This window comes from Pedobacter sp. BS3 (assembly GCF_008274585.1).
GTDB lineage: Bacteria > Bacteroidota > Bacteroidia > Sphingobacteriales > Sphingobacteriaceae > Hufsiella_A.
The window spans coordinates 512,046-529,719 of record NZ_VTRT01000002.1; the positions used below are offsets into that span (position 1 = coordinate 512,046).

Annotated in this window: 15 protein-coding genes; 7 read left to right on the top strand and 8 right to left on the bottom strand. The window is 46.2% G+C overall.

The window, feature by feature from the left end; all coding sequences use genetic code 11:
* The first annotated feature begins 75 nt into the window (after positions 1-75).
* From FW774_RS07905 to FW774_RS07920, 4 genes are all read left to right on the top strand, one after another.
* Positions 76-1,785, top strand: a complete 1,710-nt coding sequence (locus FW774_RS07905; RefSeq protein ID WP_149347627.1) for a M3 family oligoendopeptidase — start codon at positions 76-78, stop codon at positions 1,783-1,785.
* Positions 1,786-1,918: 133 nt separating this feature from the next.
* Positions 1,919-2,587, top strand: coding sequence for a hypothetical protein (locus tag FW774_RS07910; protein ID WP_149347628.1), 669 nt, complete (start codon positions 1,919-1,921; stop codon positions 2,585-2,587).
* Between the two features lie 41 nt (positions 2,588-2,628).
* A complete protein-coding gene (locus tag FW774_RS07915; RefSeq protein ID WP_149347629.1) occupies positions 2,629-3,621 on the top strand; it encodes an alpha/beta hydrolase in 993 nt (330 codons plus the stop codon).
* 31 nt (positions 3,622-3,652) lie between these two features.
* Complete coding sequence (locus FW774_RS07920; protein WP_149347630.1) at positions 3,653-5,362, top strand: amino acid permease; 1,710 nt, start codon at positions 3,653-3,655, stop codon at positions 5,360-5,362.
* Positions 5,363-5,462: 100 nt separating this feature from the next.
* On the opposite strand, the gene FW774_RS07925 is transcribed toward FW774_RS07920, so the two are convergent.
* On the bottom strand, positions 5,463-6,629 hold the full coding sequence (locus FW774_RS07925; protein ID WP_149347631.1) for a hypothetical protein: 1,167 nt from the start codon (positions 6,627-6,629) through the stop codon (positions 5,463-5,465).
* 262 nt (positions 6,630-6,891) lie between these two features.
* Between FW774_RS07925 and FW774_RS20650 the strand changes: the two genes are divergently transcribed.
* Positions 6,892-7,050, top strand: a complete 159-nt coding sequence (locus tag FW774_RS20650) for a CocE/NonD family hydrolase (RefSeq protein ID WP_242457766.1) — start codon at positions 6,892-6,894, stop codon at positions 7,048-7,050.
* A gap of 246 nt (positions 7,051-7,296) precedes the next feature.
* On the opposite strand, the gene FW774_RS07935 is transcribed toward FW774_RS20650, so the two are convergent.
* The 4 genes from FW774_RS07935 to FW774_RS07950 all read right to left on the bottom strand — a co-directional run bounded on the left by FW774_RS07935 (position 7,297) and on the right by FW774_RS07950 (position 13,736).
* Positions 7,297-8,754: a sulfatase gene (locus FW774_RS07935; protein WP_149347632.1), complete on the bottom strand. Its 1,458-nt coding sequence runs from the start codon at positions 8,752-8,754 to the stop codon at positions 7,297-7,299.
* Positions 8,755-8,773: 19 nt separating this feature from the next.
* Positions 8,774-11,611 carry a glycosyl hydrolase gene (locus FW774_RS07940; protein WP_149347633.1) on the bottom strand — a complete coding sequence of 946 codons (2,838 nt, stop codon included), beginning with the start codon at positions 11,609-11,611 and terminating at the stop codon, positions 8,774-8,776.
* Between the two features lie 115 nt (positions 11,612-11,726).
* On the bottom strand, positions 11,727-12,581 hold the full coding sequence (locus tag FW774_RS07945) for a sugar phosphate isomerase/epimerase family protein (protein WP_197739815.1): 855 nt from the start codon (positions 12,579-12,581) through the stop codon (positions 11,727-11,729).
* Between the two features lie 339 nt (positions 12,582-12,920).
* Positions 12,921-13,736, bottom strand: a complete 816-nt coding sequence (locus FW774_RS07950) for a phytanoyl-CoA dioxygenase family protein (RefSeq protein WP_149347634.1) — start codon at positions 13,734-13,736, stop codon at positions 12,921-12,923.
* A 132-nt stretch (positions 13,737-13,868) separates the two neighbouring features.
* On the opposite strand from FW774_RS07950, the gene FW774_RS07955 reads away from it, so the two are divergent.
* Positions 13,869-14,750 carry a helix-turn-helix domain-containing protein gene (locus tag FW774_RS07955; protein WP_149347635.1) on the top strand — a complete coding sequence of 294 codons (882 nt, stop codon included), beginning with the start codon at positions 13,869-13,871 and terminating at the stop codon, positions 14,748-14,750.
* Positions 14,751-14,802: 52 nt separating this feature from the next.
* On the opposite strand, the gene FW774_RS07960 is transcribed toward FW774_RS07955, so the two are convergent.
* Both FW774_RS07960 and FW774_RS07965 read right to left on the bottom strand, forming a co-directional pair.
* Positions 14,803-15,120, bottom strand: coding sequence for a hypothetical protein (locus FW774_RS07960; RefSeq protein WP_149347636.1), 318 nt, complete (start codon positions 15,118-15,120; stop codon positions 14,803-14,805).
* Between the two features lie 147 nt (positions 15,121-15,267).
* A complete protein-coding gene (locus tag FW774_RS07965; RefSeq protein WP_149347637.1) occupies positions 15,268-15,768 on the bottom strand; it encodes a hypothetical protein in 501 nt (166 codons plus the stop codon).
* Positions 15,769-15,891: 123 nt separating this feature from the next.
* Here FW774_RS07965 and FW774_RS07970 point away from each other — a divergent pair, with 123 nt between their 5' ends.
* Positions 15,892-17,442: an FAD-dependent oxidoreductase gene (locus tag FW774_RS07970; protein WP_149347638.1), complete on the top strand. Its 1,551-nt coding sequence runs from the start codon at positions 15,892-15,894 to the stop codon at positions 17,440-17,442.
* Between the two features lie 65 nt (positions 17,443-17,507).
* Here FW774_RS07970 and FW774_RS20390 read toward each other — a convergent pair whose 3' ends face one another.
* The gene (locus FW774_RS20390) at positions 17,508-17,651 is read right to left on the bottom strand and encodes a hypothetical protein (protein ID WP_187774854.1); all 144 of its coding nucleotides are present in this window, start codon (positions 17,649-17,651) and stop codon (positions 17,508-17,510) included.
* Positions 17,652-17,674: the final 23 nt, after the last annotated feature.

Here is a 17,674-nt window from a genome sequence, read left to right on the forward strand (position 1 = left end):
TAAATTGTTGATTGTTCTATTGTTAAATAATCAGAACTAAACAACCAACCATCGAACCAACTAACAACCCAAAACATGATTATCCAAAAGAAACAACGTACATATATTCCTGAAAAGCTTGAAGTTAAATGGGAAACCTTAGAACCTTTATTTCTTGAACTAAAAAACCGCGATATAAACTCGGTTACTGAATTGGAGCAATGGTTACGCGACCGCAGCGAACTGGAAGCCGCACTGGAAGAAGATTTTGCATGGCGATACATCCGCATGACCTGCGATACCGCTAACGAGAAATTAGTGCAGGATTTCCAGTATTTCGCTACCGAAATTGAGCCCAAAATTGCCCCTATAAATAATGAGCTGAATAAAAAATTTGTCGATTCTCCTTTTACGGATGAGCTTGACCAGGATAAATACTTTATCTACATCCGCAGCATCAAAAAAGCGCTCGAATTATTCAGGGAAGAGAACATACCGCTGCAAACGGAAATTCAGGTAGAGCAGCAAAAATATCAGGCGATAGCCGGGGCGATGTCTGTAACCCTTAACGGGAAGGAATATACACTCGAACAGGCATCCGTTTTTCTGAAAGATACCGACCGTAGCATACGTCAGCAGGCATGGGAAGCCATTACGCAACGCCGCCTGCAGGATAAAGACAAGCTGGACACGTTATTTAACCTGCTTCGCGAACTGAGGCATAAAGTGGCGCTTAATGCTGGCTTTGAAAACTTCCGCGATTATATGTTCCAGGCGCTTGGCCGGTTCGACTATACACCGCATGATTGCTATAAATTCCACGAAGCCATAGAGCGTGAAATTGTGCCCGTTTTACAGGAACAGGCCGAAAAGCGTAAAGAAGCCCTAGCTTTAGACACGCTGCGACCCTGGGATATGGATGTGGATATATCCGGTAAACCGGCACTGAAGCCATTTTCCGGCGGACAGGAACTTATCGATAAAAGTATTACCTGTTTCAATAAGCTGCATCCTTACCTCGGCGAACGCCTGCAGATTATGAAAGATAACCAGCTTTTTGATGTGGAAAGTCGTAAGGGAAAAGCGCCCGGCGGTTATAATTATCCGCTTGCCGAGACGGGAGCTCCGTTTATTTTCATGAATTCGGCCAATACCTTCAGAGACCTCACAACCATGGTTCATGAAGGCGGTCACGCAGTTCATACGTTCATTTCCTCACATCTGGAATTAAACGATTTTAAACATCTGCCATCAGAAGTGGCCGAACTGGCATCCATGAGTATGGAGCTTATCTCCATGGATAATTGGGATGTTTTCTTCGAGAATAAGGAAGACCTCATCCGTGCCAAACGCGACCAATTGGTCGATGTACTGAAAACACTTCCCTGGGTGGCCGTTGTCGACCAGTTCCAGCACTGGATCTATACCAATCCGGATCATAACAATGAGCAACGCCGCGAAGCATGGCAGCAGATTTTCGCCCGTTTCGGGCACAATTTTGCCGATTGGTCTGGCCTGGAAGATGCCCGCGATAACCTGTGGCAAAAGCAATTGCACATTTTCGAGGTTCCGTTTTACTATATTGAATATGGTATGGCCCAGTTAGGCGCTATCGCGATATGGAAAAACTATAAGAACAATCCGGCCGAAGGACTCGACAACTATCTTAATGCCTTAAAACTGGGATATACCAAAACCATTAAGGAAATTTATGAAACCGCAGGTATCGAGTTTAATTTCAGCGTGGAATATGTACGCGAATTAGCCTCTTTTGTTAAAGAGGAACTGGCTAAGCTGGAAGAATAATTGTATGGCAATATGAAACCTATAAGGTTTTGAAAACCTTATAGGTCTTATATAAAAACAGATTTGTAATCTGAAAGAGCTGCCTCAAGCACCTTGATTTCAAACATTTCCCTCGCTTTAGAGTTGTAATCCTATGAAAAAGATCATCGTATTAACCGCTCTAACCTGTGTTATTTCCTTAACTACTTTCGCACAAAAATGGAAACGAGTTCATTTAGATTCCATTGTTTCAGTAGAATTACCTGCCGGATATACCAAGACCGACACCATCAATCAAACCATTTATTCGGCAATCAGCCAGTTTGGTAACATCATTATTGTAAAAACGCCCGATGTTCCGGCAAAAATGCCCGATATCGAAAAGAAAAAGCACCTCCAAAACTACTACGACAACTACCTCAATAAAATCAAAACCAGCACTAAAGGTATGATTTCGCAAGAACGGGATACCATGCTTGGTGATTTGCATGTAAAAGATTTTACATTGGAAGTAGATAGTGGCCGCGGGAAACAATACCGCAATTTCAGGATACTTCATGAAAACTGCGCTACCTACACGTTTGAATTTCTATACGAGGATGTCCACAAAGATTTGGGTAAAGAAGATAATGAGCATTTTTTTAATTCCATTAAATTCGCGTTTAACCCGACCGTTCAAAGTCAGTTTACAGCCCAAAGTAACGTCCAAAAACCAGAGACCAATAACACGGTTTGGATTGCAGCCGTTGCTATCCTGATTGTTATTATCATACTGATTATTATCTGGCTATCCCGCCGCAATAAGCGAAATAAAGCAACATAAGTTTTTTGCACAGCCAAAGCAGACTGCTAACTTTGAGTGTTATGACAAAACAGTTACTGGCAGCGGCCTTGTGTATTTTCAGTATTTCAGGCATCCAGGCCCAAACTGTTCTTAGCGGACTTACCGGCGTACGCGATACTTCGTATTCTAATCACTCCGCTTATAAAAAAGTGGTAAAACGTTATCCGGATATTAAACTGGTAGCTGAAGCAGCTTCTCCTGTAGTCGGCGAACAAAGAAATATCCCCTATTGCACTATCGGTAACAGAACGCTGTATCTCGATGCTTTTTATCCGCAAAGGAAGACGAAACAACGGTATCCCGGGATTTTGATCATTCACGGCGGCGGCTGGCGCAGCGGCAACCGAAGCCAGCATATTCCATTAGCACAACACCTGGCGAAACAGGGGTTTGCTTGCTATACTGTCGAATACCGGCTTTCTACCGAGGCACTCTATCCCGCAGCCATTTATGATTTAAAGGCCGCATTACGATGGATAAAAGCCCATGCCTCCCAATTTCATACCGATACATCCAAACTTGTAGCACTCGGTTTTTCAGCCGGCGGCGAACTGGCTGCATTTGTTGGCGTAACCAATAACAACCCTGATTTTGAGCAAAAAGATTGCAACAAGGAATATTCCAGTCAGGTTCAGGCTATTGTCGATATTGACGGCACATTGTCGTTTGTTCATCCTGAATCTGGTGAAGGAAATGACAGTAAGTCCATTTCGGCAGCAACCTACTGGTTCGGGTACCCCAAAAAGGATAACCCGGAACTCTGGGAACAGGCTTCGCCACTAACATACGCCGATAAAAATACGCCTCCGGTATTATTCCTGAACAGTTCTGTTGAACGGATGCATGCCGGCCGGGATGATTTCCGGGCCATCCTGAATAAAAACGGTATTTATTCTGAAGTGCACACTTTTCCCAACTCGCCGCATGATTTCTGCTTATTTGAACCCTGGTTCACACCTACCGTCGGGTATATTACCGCTTTTTTGAAGAAGGTATTTTCAAACAGCCACTGAAAATCTGTATGTTTGATATAAAGCACAGCCAATGGCGAAGAATTTACTGCGGAAAAAATCCATAGATTCAATTATTGCAGATGCCGAAACCGGCGATAGCGAAGCAACCGGCTCTACAGGCAATCTCAACCGCGTTTTACGGGTTAAAGACCTCACCTTTATGGGCATTGCCGCCGTAGTGGGCGCCGGAATTTTCTCTACTATTGGCGAGGCGGCCTATAACGGCGGCCCGGGTGTTAGCATCCTGTTTGTTATAACAGCTATAACCTGCGGATTTTCGGCCTTATGCTACGCCGAATTCGCATCGCGGGTTCCGGTGTCGGGAAGCGCCTATACATACGCTTATGCTTCGTTTGGCGAGCTGATAGCATGGATCATCGGCTGGGATCTGCTGATGGAATACGCCATCGGCAACATCGCGGTAGCCATTTCCTGGAGCGAATATTTCACCAACCTGCTCGAAGGCTTTAACATCCATATTCCCCCCTATCTCACCATGGATTACCTGTCTGCATCACGGGGTTTTGAGCATGCCCGCGAACTAACACAATCCGGAAAGCTGACGGAGATCACCGAACAATTAAAGATACAGGCCGTGGCCTGGAACACGGCGCCGCAAATTGGGGGATTACGGTTTATCGCCGATATCCCGGCCCTGCTTATCGTTATCCTGATAACTTACCTGGTTTATATTGGCATCCGGGAAACCAAACGGGCCACTAACGCTATGGTATTGCTCAAAATAGGCGTTGTTATTGCCGTTATTGTTTTGGGTGCTTTTTATGTAAGCCCGGTAAACTGGTCACCTTTTCTGCCGAACGGACTTGCCGGTGTTATGAAAGGAGTTTCGGGCGTATTTTTTGCCTACATAGGTTTTGACGCTATATCAACCACGGCCGAAGAATGCGAAAACCCGCAACGCGACCTGCCCAAAGGCATGATCTATTCGCTGATCATCTGTACCGTTTTATACATATTAATTGCATTGGTGCTCACCGGTATGGTGAATTATAAAGAGCTGCAGGTTGGCGATCCGCTGGCTTTTGTGTTCCACCGTATCGGGTTGAACCACATCAGCTACATTATTTCCATTAGCGCCGTTATTGCCACAGCCAGTGTATTGCTTATCTTCCAGTTAGGACAGCCCCGCATCTGGATGAGCATGAGCCGCGATGGCTTATTACCGAAAGCATTTTCGTATGTTCATCCGAAATACAAAACACCTACGTTCTCTACCATTATTACCGGCATTGTGGTTGCCGTTCCTGCCTTATTCATGAACCTCACCGAGGTAACCGATTTAACCAGCATCGGTACCTTGTTCGCTTTCGTACTGGTTTGTGGTGGCGTGCTCTTATTGCCTAAAGATGAGAATACACAAGGCCGTTTCCGCATCCCTTACGTTAATTCCAGGTACATTATTCCCGCTCTTTTTATTATCGGACTGGCGGTATTTCATCAGGCTATTATCAATTTATTCCATTACTCCGGCGACTGGCATACGTATAAAGATAAGCTGCCTTATTTTTTGTTTATCCTGCTTTCTGCCGCTATCGCATACTTATCATTCGTCAAAAGCCTGTCGCTTATTCCCGTTTTAGGCTTGCTAAGCTGTTTTTACCTGATGACCGAGCTGGGTTACACCAACTGGCTCCGTTTCCTGATATGGCTGGCTATTGGCCTGGTGGTTTATTTTACTTATAGTTATCGCAACAGCAAGCTGAATAAAAGACCGGAATAGAAGCAGTAGCAAGAGGCAGACAGCATACAGCCCGGATCTTCCTCAATCGGCAAATACCGGGAGCCAGATTTCACAATATGCACTACTCAATACTCATCTGTCAGATCACCGGGTGCCGCTTAAATTCAAGATCCCTGTTAAACAAATACCGGTACGTATGATGGGTTTTATAGATCCGGCCGCCAATAAACTCTACCACACGCATCATTCTCGGGTTAAAATCACCGATCCAGTTCATTTGCAAATGCCGGTAAGGCATTAATCGCCCGTTTTGTACCACGCGGGAAGCAGCTCCGATCATAGCCAGCTCGACACCTTTACGCTGAAATTCGGGCACAACGCCAAAAACGATGCCGTAAGCCGTATCGCATTTTTTCAGGTATTTACGCCAAAACAGTTTTAGCTTACCGATAAGATCAAGCTTTCCGTTTACATACTTCACAAAAAGCTGGTTCAATTCGGGTATACTGATAAAAAAGCCAACCGGCTCCTTTTTATAATAGGCAAACCAGATAAGCTTCTCGTCGATAACAGTTTTCATTCCGTTAACCAACGCCTGGGCCTGGTCTGAAGACATGGCTTTTACCCCATTATGGTGTACCCATGCCTTATTATAGATCTGCCTGAAATCTTCAGCGTATTTTGGTAATTGGTTTAAGCGAAGATGGCCGAAGTGGTAATCGCCGCTTGCCATGATACGTTCGGCCCGGTTATACAATGCTTCGGGTAAAGGCTTCATCGGATCCATATAATACGTGTATTGCTTAAAATACACTTCAAATCCATAGCTTTCAAAAAGCTCGCGATAATACGGAGGATTATAGTTGCAACAATAACAGGGCTCAGTAAACCCGTCCACCAGCAGCCCCCACCATTTATCCCGGTCGCCAAAGTTTATGGGGCCATCCATAGCCTCCATCTTCTTATTCAACAGCCATGCTTTAGCCGCATCAAACAGCATAAAGGCAGCTTCCCGGTTATTGATACATTCAAAAAAACCTGCTCCGCCGGTAGGCTGTTCAAAAGACATGGCCGTTTCGTAATGTACAAAAGCGGCAATACGCCCGATGGTTTGCCCGGCATCATCCCTTAATATCCAGCGTATACAATCGCCGTCCAGGTACCGTTTATTTCTAAGCGGATCAAATACAGATTCAACATCATCATCCAGCGGCCGGATATAATTAGGGTCATCTTTATATAAGGGCACTGGCATCGTTAAAAAATCCCTGGCCAGTGCGGGTGTAGTTACCTCTATTAATCTCATGAACGTATTTCCGGGCAAAATTAATCTTCAAAAGTACCCTTACTTAGCCACAAATTACATCAACAATGCAACGCGTATTTATAATATGGCTAAGTATAATCCGGTTAAATTCAGCGGCACAAGTCCTTACCGATTCTGCGTACATAGCTGCTCATTATACAAAGATCGAGCGATACATACCTATGCGTAACGGTGTGAAGTTATTTACTTCTATCTATATTCCCAAAGATAAAAATCAAAATACCCCATATTATTGAGCCGGATGCCTTACAACGTGTCTCCGTACAGCGATAATCATTACAAAAACTTATCAGGGCCGTCTACGCTTTTTACCCGTGAGGGATATATTTCCGTTTACCGGGATGTACGTGGCCGCTGGATGAATGAAGGCGACAACCTGAACCAATTGTTATTTTGCTGACCATCAGCAGATTGCTTCTCCATAGGATAAACATAAAAGCTAACGAATAACCAAGCAAAGCGAGCTCATGAATACCATTGAAAAACATAAAAAACAATGAATAACCTTTTGTTAAACCCTGTTTTGAGCAGGATTATTAATCGAACCCGGGTTATTAGCAAGAACAGACTTACGAAGCGTATTCACAAAACGATATTCTACTTTGTAAGTCAGCTAAACATTCTGACAAAGATCAGTAAAGAGCCATTACAACACTGCTTTTTTCTGTTCGGCATATTGTTTACGCAGGCTTTCGAGCACGGTTTTATAGGCCGGGTTATTCGCCAGGTTGGTGGTTTCGTGCGGATCTTTCTTTATGCTGTATAATTCCTCGTAACCGTGCTCAATATAGTTGATATACTTAAAGTCTTTGGTTACTATGCCCTCGCTTTGCGGGATCTTGGGACTTTTCTGATAGGTATGCTCATAAAAGAAATAGTGCCGTTCGGGTACTTTACCGGCTACAATGTCCAGTAAATTTTCACCCTGCATCACAGACGGCACTTTTACCCCGGCCATGTTTAAAATGGTGGGAGCAACATCAATGTTCAGCACCATTTGTTCAGCCTGTATGCCTCTTGATCTTGCAGGCAGGCGGGGATCATAAATAAACAGTGGCACCCGGATAGATTCCTCATAGGCATACCATTTACCTTCCAGCCCATGCTCGCCCAGGAAAAAGCCGTTATCGCCCATAAAAATGATGATGGTATTTTTATCCAGTCCCATTGTTTTGAGCTTTTTCACCATATCGCCTACCACATCATCCACACCGGTTATTAAACGGTAATAGTTTTTAACCGTTTGCTGATATAATTCCGGTGTCGAAAACAGGGGCTTCCAGCGTACCCGTGCAATGTTTTGGCCGGTACGGAAAAAATCAGGAAAATTGTTCCAATATTTCGGATCGGCAGTTTCAGGCTCAGGGATAGTTACATTTTTATACAGATCCTTATACCGGGACTGTATGATATATTCCGGCGGATTACCATCCTGCTCGTGTGGCGCCTTAAAGCTTACCGAGAGGCAGAACGGCCCTTTTTTACCAAACTTATCCAGAAACTCCCGGATATCGTTACCACATTTATCCGTGTTATGGATAAAATTTCCGTTCGCGTCGGTCATTTTGTAATCCGGCTGACTCTTGGTTGTACACGTCCAGTAATCAAAATAGGCCTTGGGCTGATCTTTTTTGCCTACCCCGAATTTGTTGATGAAACCGATATGGTATCCCGCATTTTTAAGCAAAATAGGATACGTTTTCTCAACAGCCTCTTTGGTAAAATCTGTACCAAAATCATCGATCTTATGCCGCGATTCATACTGCCCGGTTAAAATGCTGGCCCGGCTTACACAGCAAATACTGGTTGTTACATACGCATTCTTGAACAGGATGCCGGCATTGGCCAGCTTATCCAGGTTAGGCGTTTGGATGATCCGGTTACCCATAGCGCCCAGCGCATCCCAGCGATGATCATCCGTAAGCAGGAAAATAATATTAGGCTTAGCAGGCCGGATATTTTCACGGCTTACAGCCAATGCCTGTGCCCCCGAAACGCAAATTAACAGGATACCGGCAAGCGTTTTATGAATCTGATAAAAACTTACAAAGCTTTTGAAGCTTCGTAAGTTTTTTATACATTTTTTAACAATGATCAGGTACATGCAATTGTTGTTTATGAGATCATACCACTTTTACCGGACCGATCAGACCTGCTGAATACAGCGGCTGCTTTTTCGTCCACTGCTGTGCAACCCGGTTATCTTTCAGCGATTTGGCATAATTGCCCAAAACCGTAGTGACCTTGATCTTAAGCACATTCTCACCGGATTTTAAAGCGCCTGCCAGATCGTAAAGATGCTTTCCATACCATTTAAAGCCCAGCGACCTCCCATTAAGCATTACTTCGGATATGCCGCCAACTTTACCCAGGTCAAGATAATGATAATTTGCCGGATCAGCCGCATTAAACCGCTTTTCGTAATAAGCAACACCTCCAAAAGATCGGAGCTCCTTATCATCCTTGAAATCGACAAGCTGATCCATCTCTATTTTACGTGGCTTTTCGTACACTTTTTCAAGGGTTACCTGCCAGGGGCCGGCTATAGCCTGGGGTGAAGGATTGGCGGCTTTCTTAACCGGGTACAATTCGCCTTTTACATCTTCTGCAAAAACAATTAATACCGATTCTGCCGGGTCAAGACTGATAACGAGCTTATTTTTAGCACCGGCGGTTGGGTACCTGTACCGCTTCCCGGTTTCAGGATTCCACAACCAGGCTGTTCTGTTATGGATATTAAAGGTAGCCGTAAACTGATGCGATTTCTCCAGGTGGTAATTGCTGATAAAAAATACATCGGCCTGCGGCGTTTTGTAATGCACCTGGTTTACATGGGTAACCGGCTTATCAAACGTAACAAACGATGGCAGCTTCAGCCTGGATTGCAGCCCGGCATACCAGTCTATCATATTACCCTGCGGTTCAGGGCAAAGTATCACATTGTTGGGATAAGCCTTCCGGAGTGCGTCGATAGCAGAACGCACCTGATTGTCTTTAGCTTTATGATCCAGCATTCCCGGCGACTTGACAGGAGCTTTGCCAATAAACAGGAGCTTTCCACCCGCCGCAGCAAACTGCCTGAGCGCATTTACGGTATCCGGGGCTATCGATTCTACTTCGGGCATCATAAGCACCTGATAACCCCGGGAACCATACTGTAGCTTTCCGCCCGAAAACTTACTTTGCTTTAAAATGTACTCATTGATATAATCGCATCCCCCGCCGTTCTGATGCACAGCTTCCCAGATATTATTGGCATATTCCGGATAAACGATCTGGGGATATTGCTGGTATTGTAACCCGACTTTAGACCACATATCGGCCATAGGGAATAATACCGCCACATTGGCCTGCAGCTCTGCTGCCTGGAAAACGGCCGAAAGCCGGGCTTTGTAATCGATCCATGTTCTCAGGTAAGGCCACCAGGTATTCCGCTCATTGAACAGTGTTCCATAGCGTACCCATCCCGGGAAAGGAACATCCTTGGGGCTATAATTAAAGCCATGCAGGATAGAATGGGTAACACCCGAGAGGTTGCTCTGGTCGCCGGTGATCTTGATCCGTTCCAGGGTAGCGTTAAATACCATCGAGGTATTGGTGATCTCTTCGCAGCTAATGATCTTTTTACCGGTAAGCCGGGCCGCGGATGACACAAATTTATTGACCGGACGGTAAGCCCGGCCTGTTTTAAACGTTCTTTCCTCAAAGTCTGTACCCACATCCGGCCGAAGCCAGGTCTCACATTCGGGTATATCCAGCACCATAGCCGATTCCAGGGGATAATATTCCCTGCCGTAAGCCTGTACCCGGGATTTAACACCGTTTTTACGACACCAGTCTACAAAGGTTTGCAGGAAACGTTCATGGAACAGCTCCAGGCGGGTGATCTCAAAATCATAACGCACCCGCTCAATTTCATCCTGTACTGCCGGCGACAGGCTGATACTATTCTCGCCAAGCAATTGTCCGCCGTTATAGGTACTTTTCTTGTTGAGCTTGAATAAAACAAATGGCAGGTAAGGCTCAAGCGCATACCCCCTGCGTTGCTTAAACTGCTGCTGTATGTCATTGCACCAGTTAGAGCCCCGCAGCTCCAGGCTATCCACAAATACCGACCGGAAATAATCGCCCATACGGCCAACTTTAGCTGTTATGGCATCCGACATGCGGTTCAGGTATTTCTGTACCGCGGCCTTGTTGTAATGGTTCAACACCGGTCCGGCGGCTCCGGGCGCACCATGAGTTACTGCCGTATAGCCGGTTAATTTTACCAGGTAATGCAACACGTGCTTGCCCTGGGGCACGTCTATGGTGATGGTCTCATCATTGATCTTATCGTTCAGATCAATACCGGGTTGGAATGTATCGAGATGATCGGGAACCAACCGCAGTCCGAACAATGCTATCGAACCGCTTTTATAGGTTCTCAGGGCTTCCATATCGGCCAGTAATTCGCTTCTTTTGAACTGGTGTTGCTGTCCGCCTGCCAGCTCTTTTGTACCGAGGGCCAGCAACTGGATCTGCTCATCTTTCTGAAGAAATTCACCGCCAAACGGCCAGCCGGAACCCACAATGATATCACAGGTGATACCGCGTTCCCTGGCTCCCTCTACCGTGGTTTTCAGCAAGCGCAACCATTCATCGCTCAGCCAGTCTACAGGCTTATATCCCATAGCATCATTCCCTTCCGGAAAAGCAATGGGGTTTATCTCCACGCCCGAAATGCCCTTTTCTTTAAGCATATCCAGCTCCCGCAGCAATTCTGCCTGCTCTACGCGAAGACCGTTCCACCACCAGCGTACAAAGGGCCGGGCGGCATTGGGCGGATTCTGAAATATCGAATACAGGGCTGTTGCCTGCACCGTTTCTTTCTCACCAGCTAATAAACGCTTAAACGGAAAGGCATACATTAATGGTGCAAGGGAGCCCATCCTGACAAATTCTCTTCTTGATATATCCATAGATTACGATATGTTTTAACATGTCGCTGCAAACGACTATTACAATTGGTTTTTGTTGGCTTCAGCTACTATGATAACTGAATCACCGGCAAGTTAAAACAGATCATTGATACAGCTATCCTGCTCTGTCCTGCAAGGAAGCATACCGGCTTTTCAGCATATCCATCATGTATTTATTGATCTCCCACTGATCGGCGACCGGCTTATTGCTGTAACACTGGTAAGCCATATAGGGATACGGGCCAAACTCAGGTGTGATTGTGCACTCGTCAACCTGCTTTTCTATCTGCCGTTCAATCCACCGGTCCCACCAGCTGAGATGATGAGAAAGCGCTTCAGCATTTTCGGGAGCCCGTGGATCGGTAACCTGTGGCCCTTCGATATGCCCGACACGGGCATGCAGGTGCACGGCGTGATCAATGGCCAGCTCGATTGCTTCCTGCTGATCTTCGAGATAGCTTTCTGAAACGCACACCCAATGCGACAGGTCTAAAGCAAGCTCCAATGCAGGAAACTTTTGCAGGTAAGCTTTTACCACATGCGCCGCATACGACCATTTGTTGCGATGTGTTTCCTGGATGATCTTAATGCCCGTTTTCCTGCTGATCCTGTCGCATACGTCGAAACATGCGGCTGCCTGACCGGGAGTATAATATTCGCGGCCGGTTTGCGAGGTGATGAACCGTGGCCGGATAGTGTTGGTCTGGTATTCGGCCAGTTGATATAAATTCCGTTCCAGTGCAGCCAGGTACTTGTTTATATCGTAACCTTCTTTCATTTCAGCATGCAGCAAGCTGAACTCCAGGCCGGCATCTTCCAGTTGCCGGAGCATGATGTCCTTATCTTCGGGAGTTTGCAGCGGATACACTTCAACCCCGTTGTACCCGGCGGCTTTTACATTTTTCACAAAATCAGGCCAGGGAATATGTTCTGATCCCCACCGGGGGCAATAGAATTTTATGGATAACATTTGTTAGACTTTAGTATTGAGATGTGAAATATAAGACTTTAAAGCTACTTATGTTTTGATATAAGAAAAGAGGGTGTCTAAAAAGCCAAAAAGCCAATAAATGAGCAGTCACGCTAACCCCGAATTCTCGGGGTCAGCATCTGTAGCAACAATGAACCAATCCTTCGACAAGCTCAGGATGACCGTCGCAGACCTTTTAGACACCCTCCTGGCCTTAGACTCCGGATTACCCGGGAGGATTTTCCCGTACTGCCTGTCCCGAGAGGAATGATTCGGGATCCGGCATTCAACTTTTAACCCCGAACAGTCAGGGTTTCGCTGTGCTCAACTTTTGCCTTCTCACCGCTTATAAATAAGCGGGTTCTGGGCATCGTCATTCAGTAAATCTCCGGGTTTAATGTGTTGAAGGTAGCTATCCGGCAGAATATTAGGCTGACCGTTGTACACATTACCGTCGGGCATGTAAGCACAGGTCATTGCCCGGCGGAAACCCGGGGTCATGTTGGCATGTGCACCGTGAATGGTAAGTCCGTTATGAAAAGAGCAGCTTCCGGCTTTCATGGGTGCCGCTACCGATTTTGAATGCCTGAACTGCGGATAGAAATCGAATATCTCACCCATGTTCTTACCAATACCCGGATTTTCGAAGGTAGTTTTGTGGTATGAACCTGGGATAAAAAAGAGACAGCCGTTCTCTAAGGTGGCATCGTCAAGGGCTACCCATATTGACAGTGCCCGGCGGTCTGAAAACGACCAGAATGGCGTATCCAGGTGCCACGAGGTTGGGTTGGCCCAGGGGCGCTTGATCAGTGCCTGGTCATGCCAGATACGAATGCCGTCTACCCCGGCCAGGTCAGCAGCCATTTTACCGATGCGCTCATCCAGCATCAGCTCCTTTACCTTGTCATTGGTTTGCCAGAGATTCAGCAGCTGGTCAAATACATTATTAAAATAATCGGCATCTTTGTTGATACCATCGTCTTCGCCTACTTTAACGGCTTTGCCGGGCATCTTTTGCCCGTTACGCTCTTCTACAGCTTCTGTTACAGCCGCACGCCAGTGCTCCAGCTCGTCGGGAGTTAAAAAATCATCAATTACAACAAAGCCATTCTCCTGGTAGGCCGAAATTTGTTCGGGGGTTAATTCAAAATTCATAAGATCAATTCGTTTAATTGGAATGGCTAAAATTAGCACTAACACCGCTTGTATACTATGGACAAATTGACTTATTTTATGCACTTTTTGACATTTATATAGCGCATTACTTTGTTTACTTATCGTTAAGATATGGACAAAAACTACAGCAAGTACCTCACTATAACCGAATTGGAAAAACAATGGGGGTTTTACGTATTAACGGCAGGGCATTCCAGAATTGACACGAATCAGGTTTACCCCGACAACCGGATCCACCCGGACGACCATTCGTTTACCTGGAACAAAGGGCGTATGCTTCATGGCTATTACCTGGTATTTATCACACAGGGTGAGGGTATTTTTGATTCGGAATTAACCGGAACCCGGAACATATCGGCAGGCACCTGTTTCCTGCTGTTTCCGGGTGTATGGCATCGTTATAAACCGAATACCCGTTCGGGCTGGGAAGAATACTGGGTGGGATTTAAAGGCAGCTATCCCGATGACATGATGAATCGGTTTTTCACTCCAGAACAACCTTTTATCCGGACGGGCCCAAATGAAATGCTGCTGGGGCTTTTCCAAAAGCTTATTCAAATCATACAGGCAGCTCCTGCCGGATATCACCAGATCATTTCGGGCATTACCTTGCAGATACTGGGGCTGGTACAAGCCGTTGCATCGCATGAAAAATTAAGCTTTGACCCTACCGAGCAGCTCATTAACAAGGCGAAATTCCTGTTGCAGGAATCGCTGGAGAGCTGGGTCAATGTTGAACAACTGGCACAGCAGCTGCCAATGGGGTATTCCAGATTCAGAAAGGCTTTTAAAGCTATTACCGGACAATCGCCCAACCAGTACCATCTCAACCTGAAATTAAACAAGGCCAAAGATCTGTTGCTTTCTACCGCGTTATCTGTAAACGAAATCGCTTATCAAACCGGCTTTGAATCGGCTTTTTATTTCTCCAGGGCCTTCAGGAAGAAAAACGGCGTTTCGCCGAAAGTGTTCCGGCAAAAAGCTGAACATTAAGTAGGCAATAGAGACATCACCTGCTCAAATCTAACGTAAAGTTTTACGCCTGTTATTTATACAGGTCTTCGTTATCCGGATTTTTACCGCCAGTATCTGATTCTAAACCGGCATCCTGCTCGGCACTGTTTTTACCGGCACTTTCTATGTCCTGGTATTGCGATTCCTCTTCAATATCATCCGGATCTGCTTCATGCACCCGTTCCAGATAGCTATCAGTATCCAATTGCTCCGGGCTGGTGTCAGGCTCACCGTTATTATTCTTTTGATTGTCTTCATCCGGGTTCCGTGGGCCATTGCCCGGCGTGTTGGGCTGCTGATTTGGCACTGCTGCTCTCTGAGTACCAGTGCTGCTAAAGTTGTTTTCCATAGGTAGATGTTTGCAGGTAGATGATTATTGGAATAACACCAATCGCGTAAGAGGGTTTATGATTAAAGGCAAAACAGGTACTTTCTGAAACCATGCAGGTATTAATACGGTGTTTACCTGGATTATGCGGCAGGCAACTTCGTTTCTTCACGAAGTCCCGTCCCCGGGTACTGCACCTGGATGAACCTGACGCTTATCGCGACAGCGGTATGATTCAAGCGCATGATAGCCCATTGTGGCAAACGTAGCAAACACGAGGTGAGCCATTACCAGATGGCCGTAATAACGATTAAAATGTATAGCCGGTGGATTAGGATGCATCCTGAAGACTGATTTCCAGACGCCTACAGCCAATACACCATTGACAGCGCCCAGCAGCAACGCATTTTTTAAGCCGGGCCGCACGTTTTTGTTTTCCCACAAATAACTGTATGCGCCCGTAAACGCAATGCCTGCGCCGTAATGCATCGCCCAGCCGGCAGTGTGGCAATATTCATTACGTAATGCCGGCATTAATTTTTTGGTTAACTGCGAAAGCACCAGCGGCTCTTTAAAATTTTTATGCTTATGTGCCGAAACCAGGTAGGAGAACAGGGTCATTGCCGTTGTGCCAACTACTCCTCCGGAAATAATATTTGCTGTTTTCATAACAGATTGATTAACAGATACCCTGTTAAACTAACCGGGGATACCGTCAAAAGTTTGCTCAACATGGCGCTTAAACAATTATCCTGTATAACATGTTAAACAGGTTACTCATCTGCCCCACCTATGAAAGAAAAAACAACAACCTCCGGAAGGAAGAACCTTCCCCGCGACAGTTCAAACCCCAGTCCCTGGCAAAAAGGGCCGTTTGATAACCCCAAAGCACAAGCCATCCATAACCCTGAAGCTATTTATGATGTACTGGTTATCGGTGGCGGCATCACCGGTGTTACTACGGCCTTGCTATTGCAGCAACGCGGTAAAAAGGTAATCCTGGCCGAAGCGCATATCCCAGGGTTCGGCACTACCGGCGGTACCAGCGCTCACTTAAATACTTTTTTCGACGCTACTTATCCCGAAATTGAAAGCGATTTTGGCGAAGGTGCCGCTAAGCTGGTTGCTAAAGCCGGTAAAGAAGCTTTCAAAATCATCACCAGCCTGATTGAAAAATACAATATTGATTGTGATCTGGAATATAAAGACGCGTTCCTGTTTTCGCAGGATGAAAAGGAAGATAAAGAACTGGCCTCCATACGCGACGCGTCGGCAAAGGCCGGTATCCGCGTAAAGCAGACTGCCGAAAACGGCGTACCTGTTCCATTCACCAAAGCGCTCCTTTTTCCCGGACAGGGACAGTTTCACCCGCTAAAATACCTGTACCGGCTGGCCGGGGAATTTGTAAAGCTGGGCGGAGTGCTACTGGAACATACGCCTGTAAGCGAACATAAGCTGGAAAACGGCATCCATATCGCAGGCAACAGCACCGTTCAAATACAGGCAAAGAACCTGGTATTCGCCACGCATCTTCCGCCAGGTATCAACATCATGGACTTAACCTGTGCGCCATACCGCAGCTATGTTTTAGGCATCCGGTTAAAGGATGACAATTACCCTTCCTGCCTGGCCTATGATATGAAAGAGCCTTATCATTATTTCAGAACGCATGAAATAGACGGGCAGAAATACCTGCTGCTTGGCGGCGAAGACCATAAAACCGGTCACGGCGATCCTGAAAAAGCGTTTGAACAATTAGAAGCTTATGCCCGCCAGTATTATCATGTGGCCTCGGTGGCCTACAAATGGTCGTCACAATACTATGTTCCTGCCGATGGCCTCCCATATATCGGTCAGTTGCCCGGCGGTGAGGATAATACCTATATCGCTACCGGCTATAACGGAAATGGTATAACGTTCGGCACGCTGGCGGCCAGGATACTGGCGGATACGCTTTGCGGGAAGAAGAATCCGTATGCGGAGCTGCTCAAGCCTTCACGGATCAAACCACTGGCTTCTTTCGAGGCGTTTGTTAAGGAGAATGCGGATGTGGCGTATCATTTCCTTGCCGATCGCCTTTCGCCCGATGCGTTGGAATCACTGAAATCGCTTCCTAAAGAAGAGGGAACAATCGTCAAGTACCAGGGCGAACAACTGGCGATTTATAAGGATAAACAGGGAAAGATCAGTGCCTTAAACCCGGTTTGTACCCATGCCCGCTGCATAGTGCATTTTAACCCGGCAGAAAAAAGCTGGGACTGCCCCTGCCATGGCGGCCGGTTCGACCTGAACGGTCATGTGCTGACCGGCCCACCACGCCGGGATCTGGAGAAGGTGATTTAAGTGAGGGTGAGGATAAGGTTGAGAAGATCATAGGATAGCTACAACCCATAACCATAACCCTAGCCCTAATCGAACATAACCACGATGTGCTTCTGCTTTTCCGGGTTTCCGTTCAATGTACCGTACACCTGATCTGAGCAGCGGGTCAACCCTGCCTGGTGAAAGCGGATATAATTCTCAATGCGTGAACCGGAATCGCAATGCAGCACGGTTTCTGTGATAGTTTCACGGA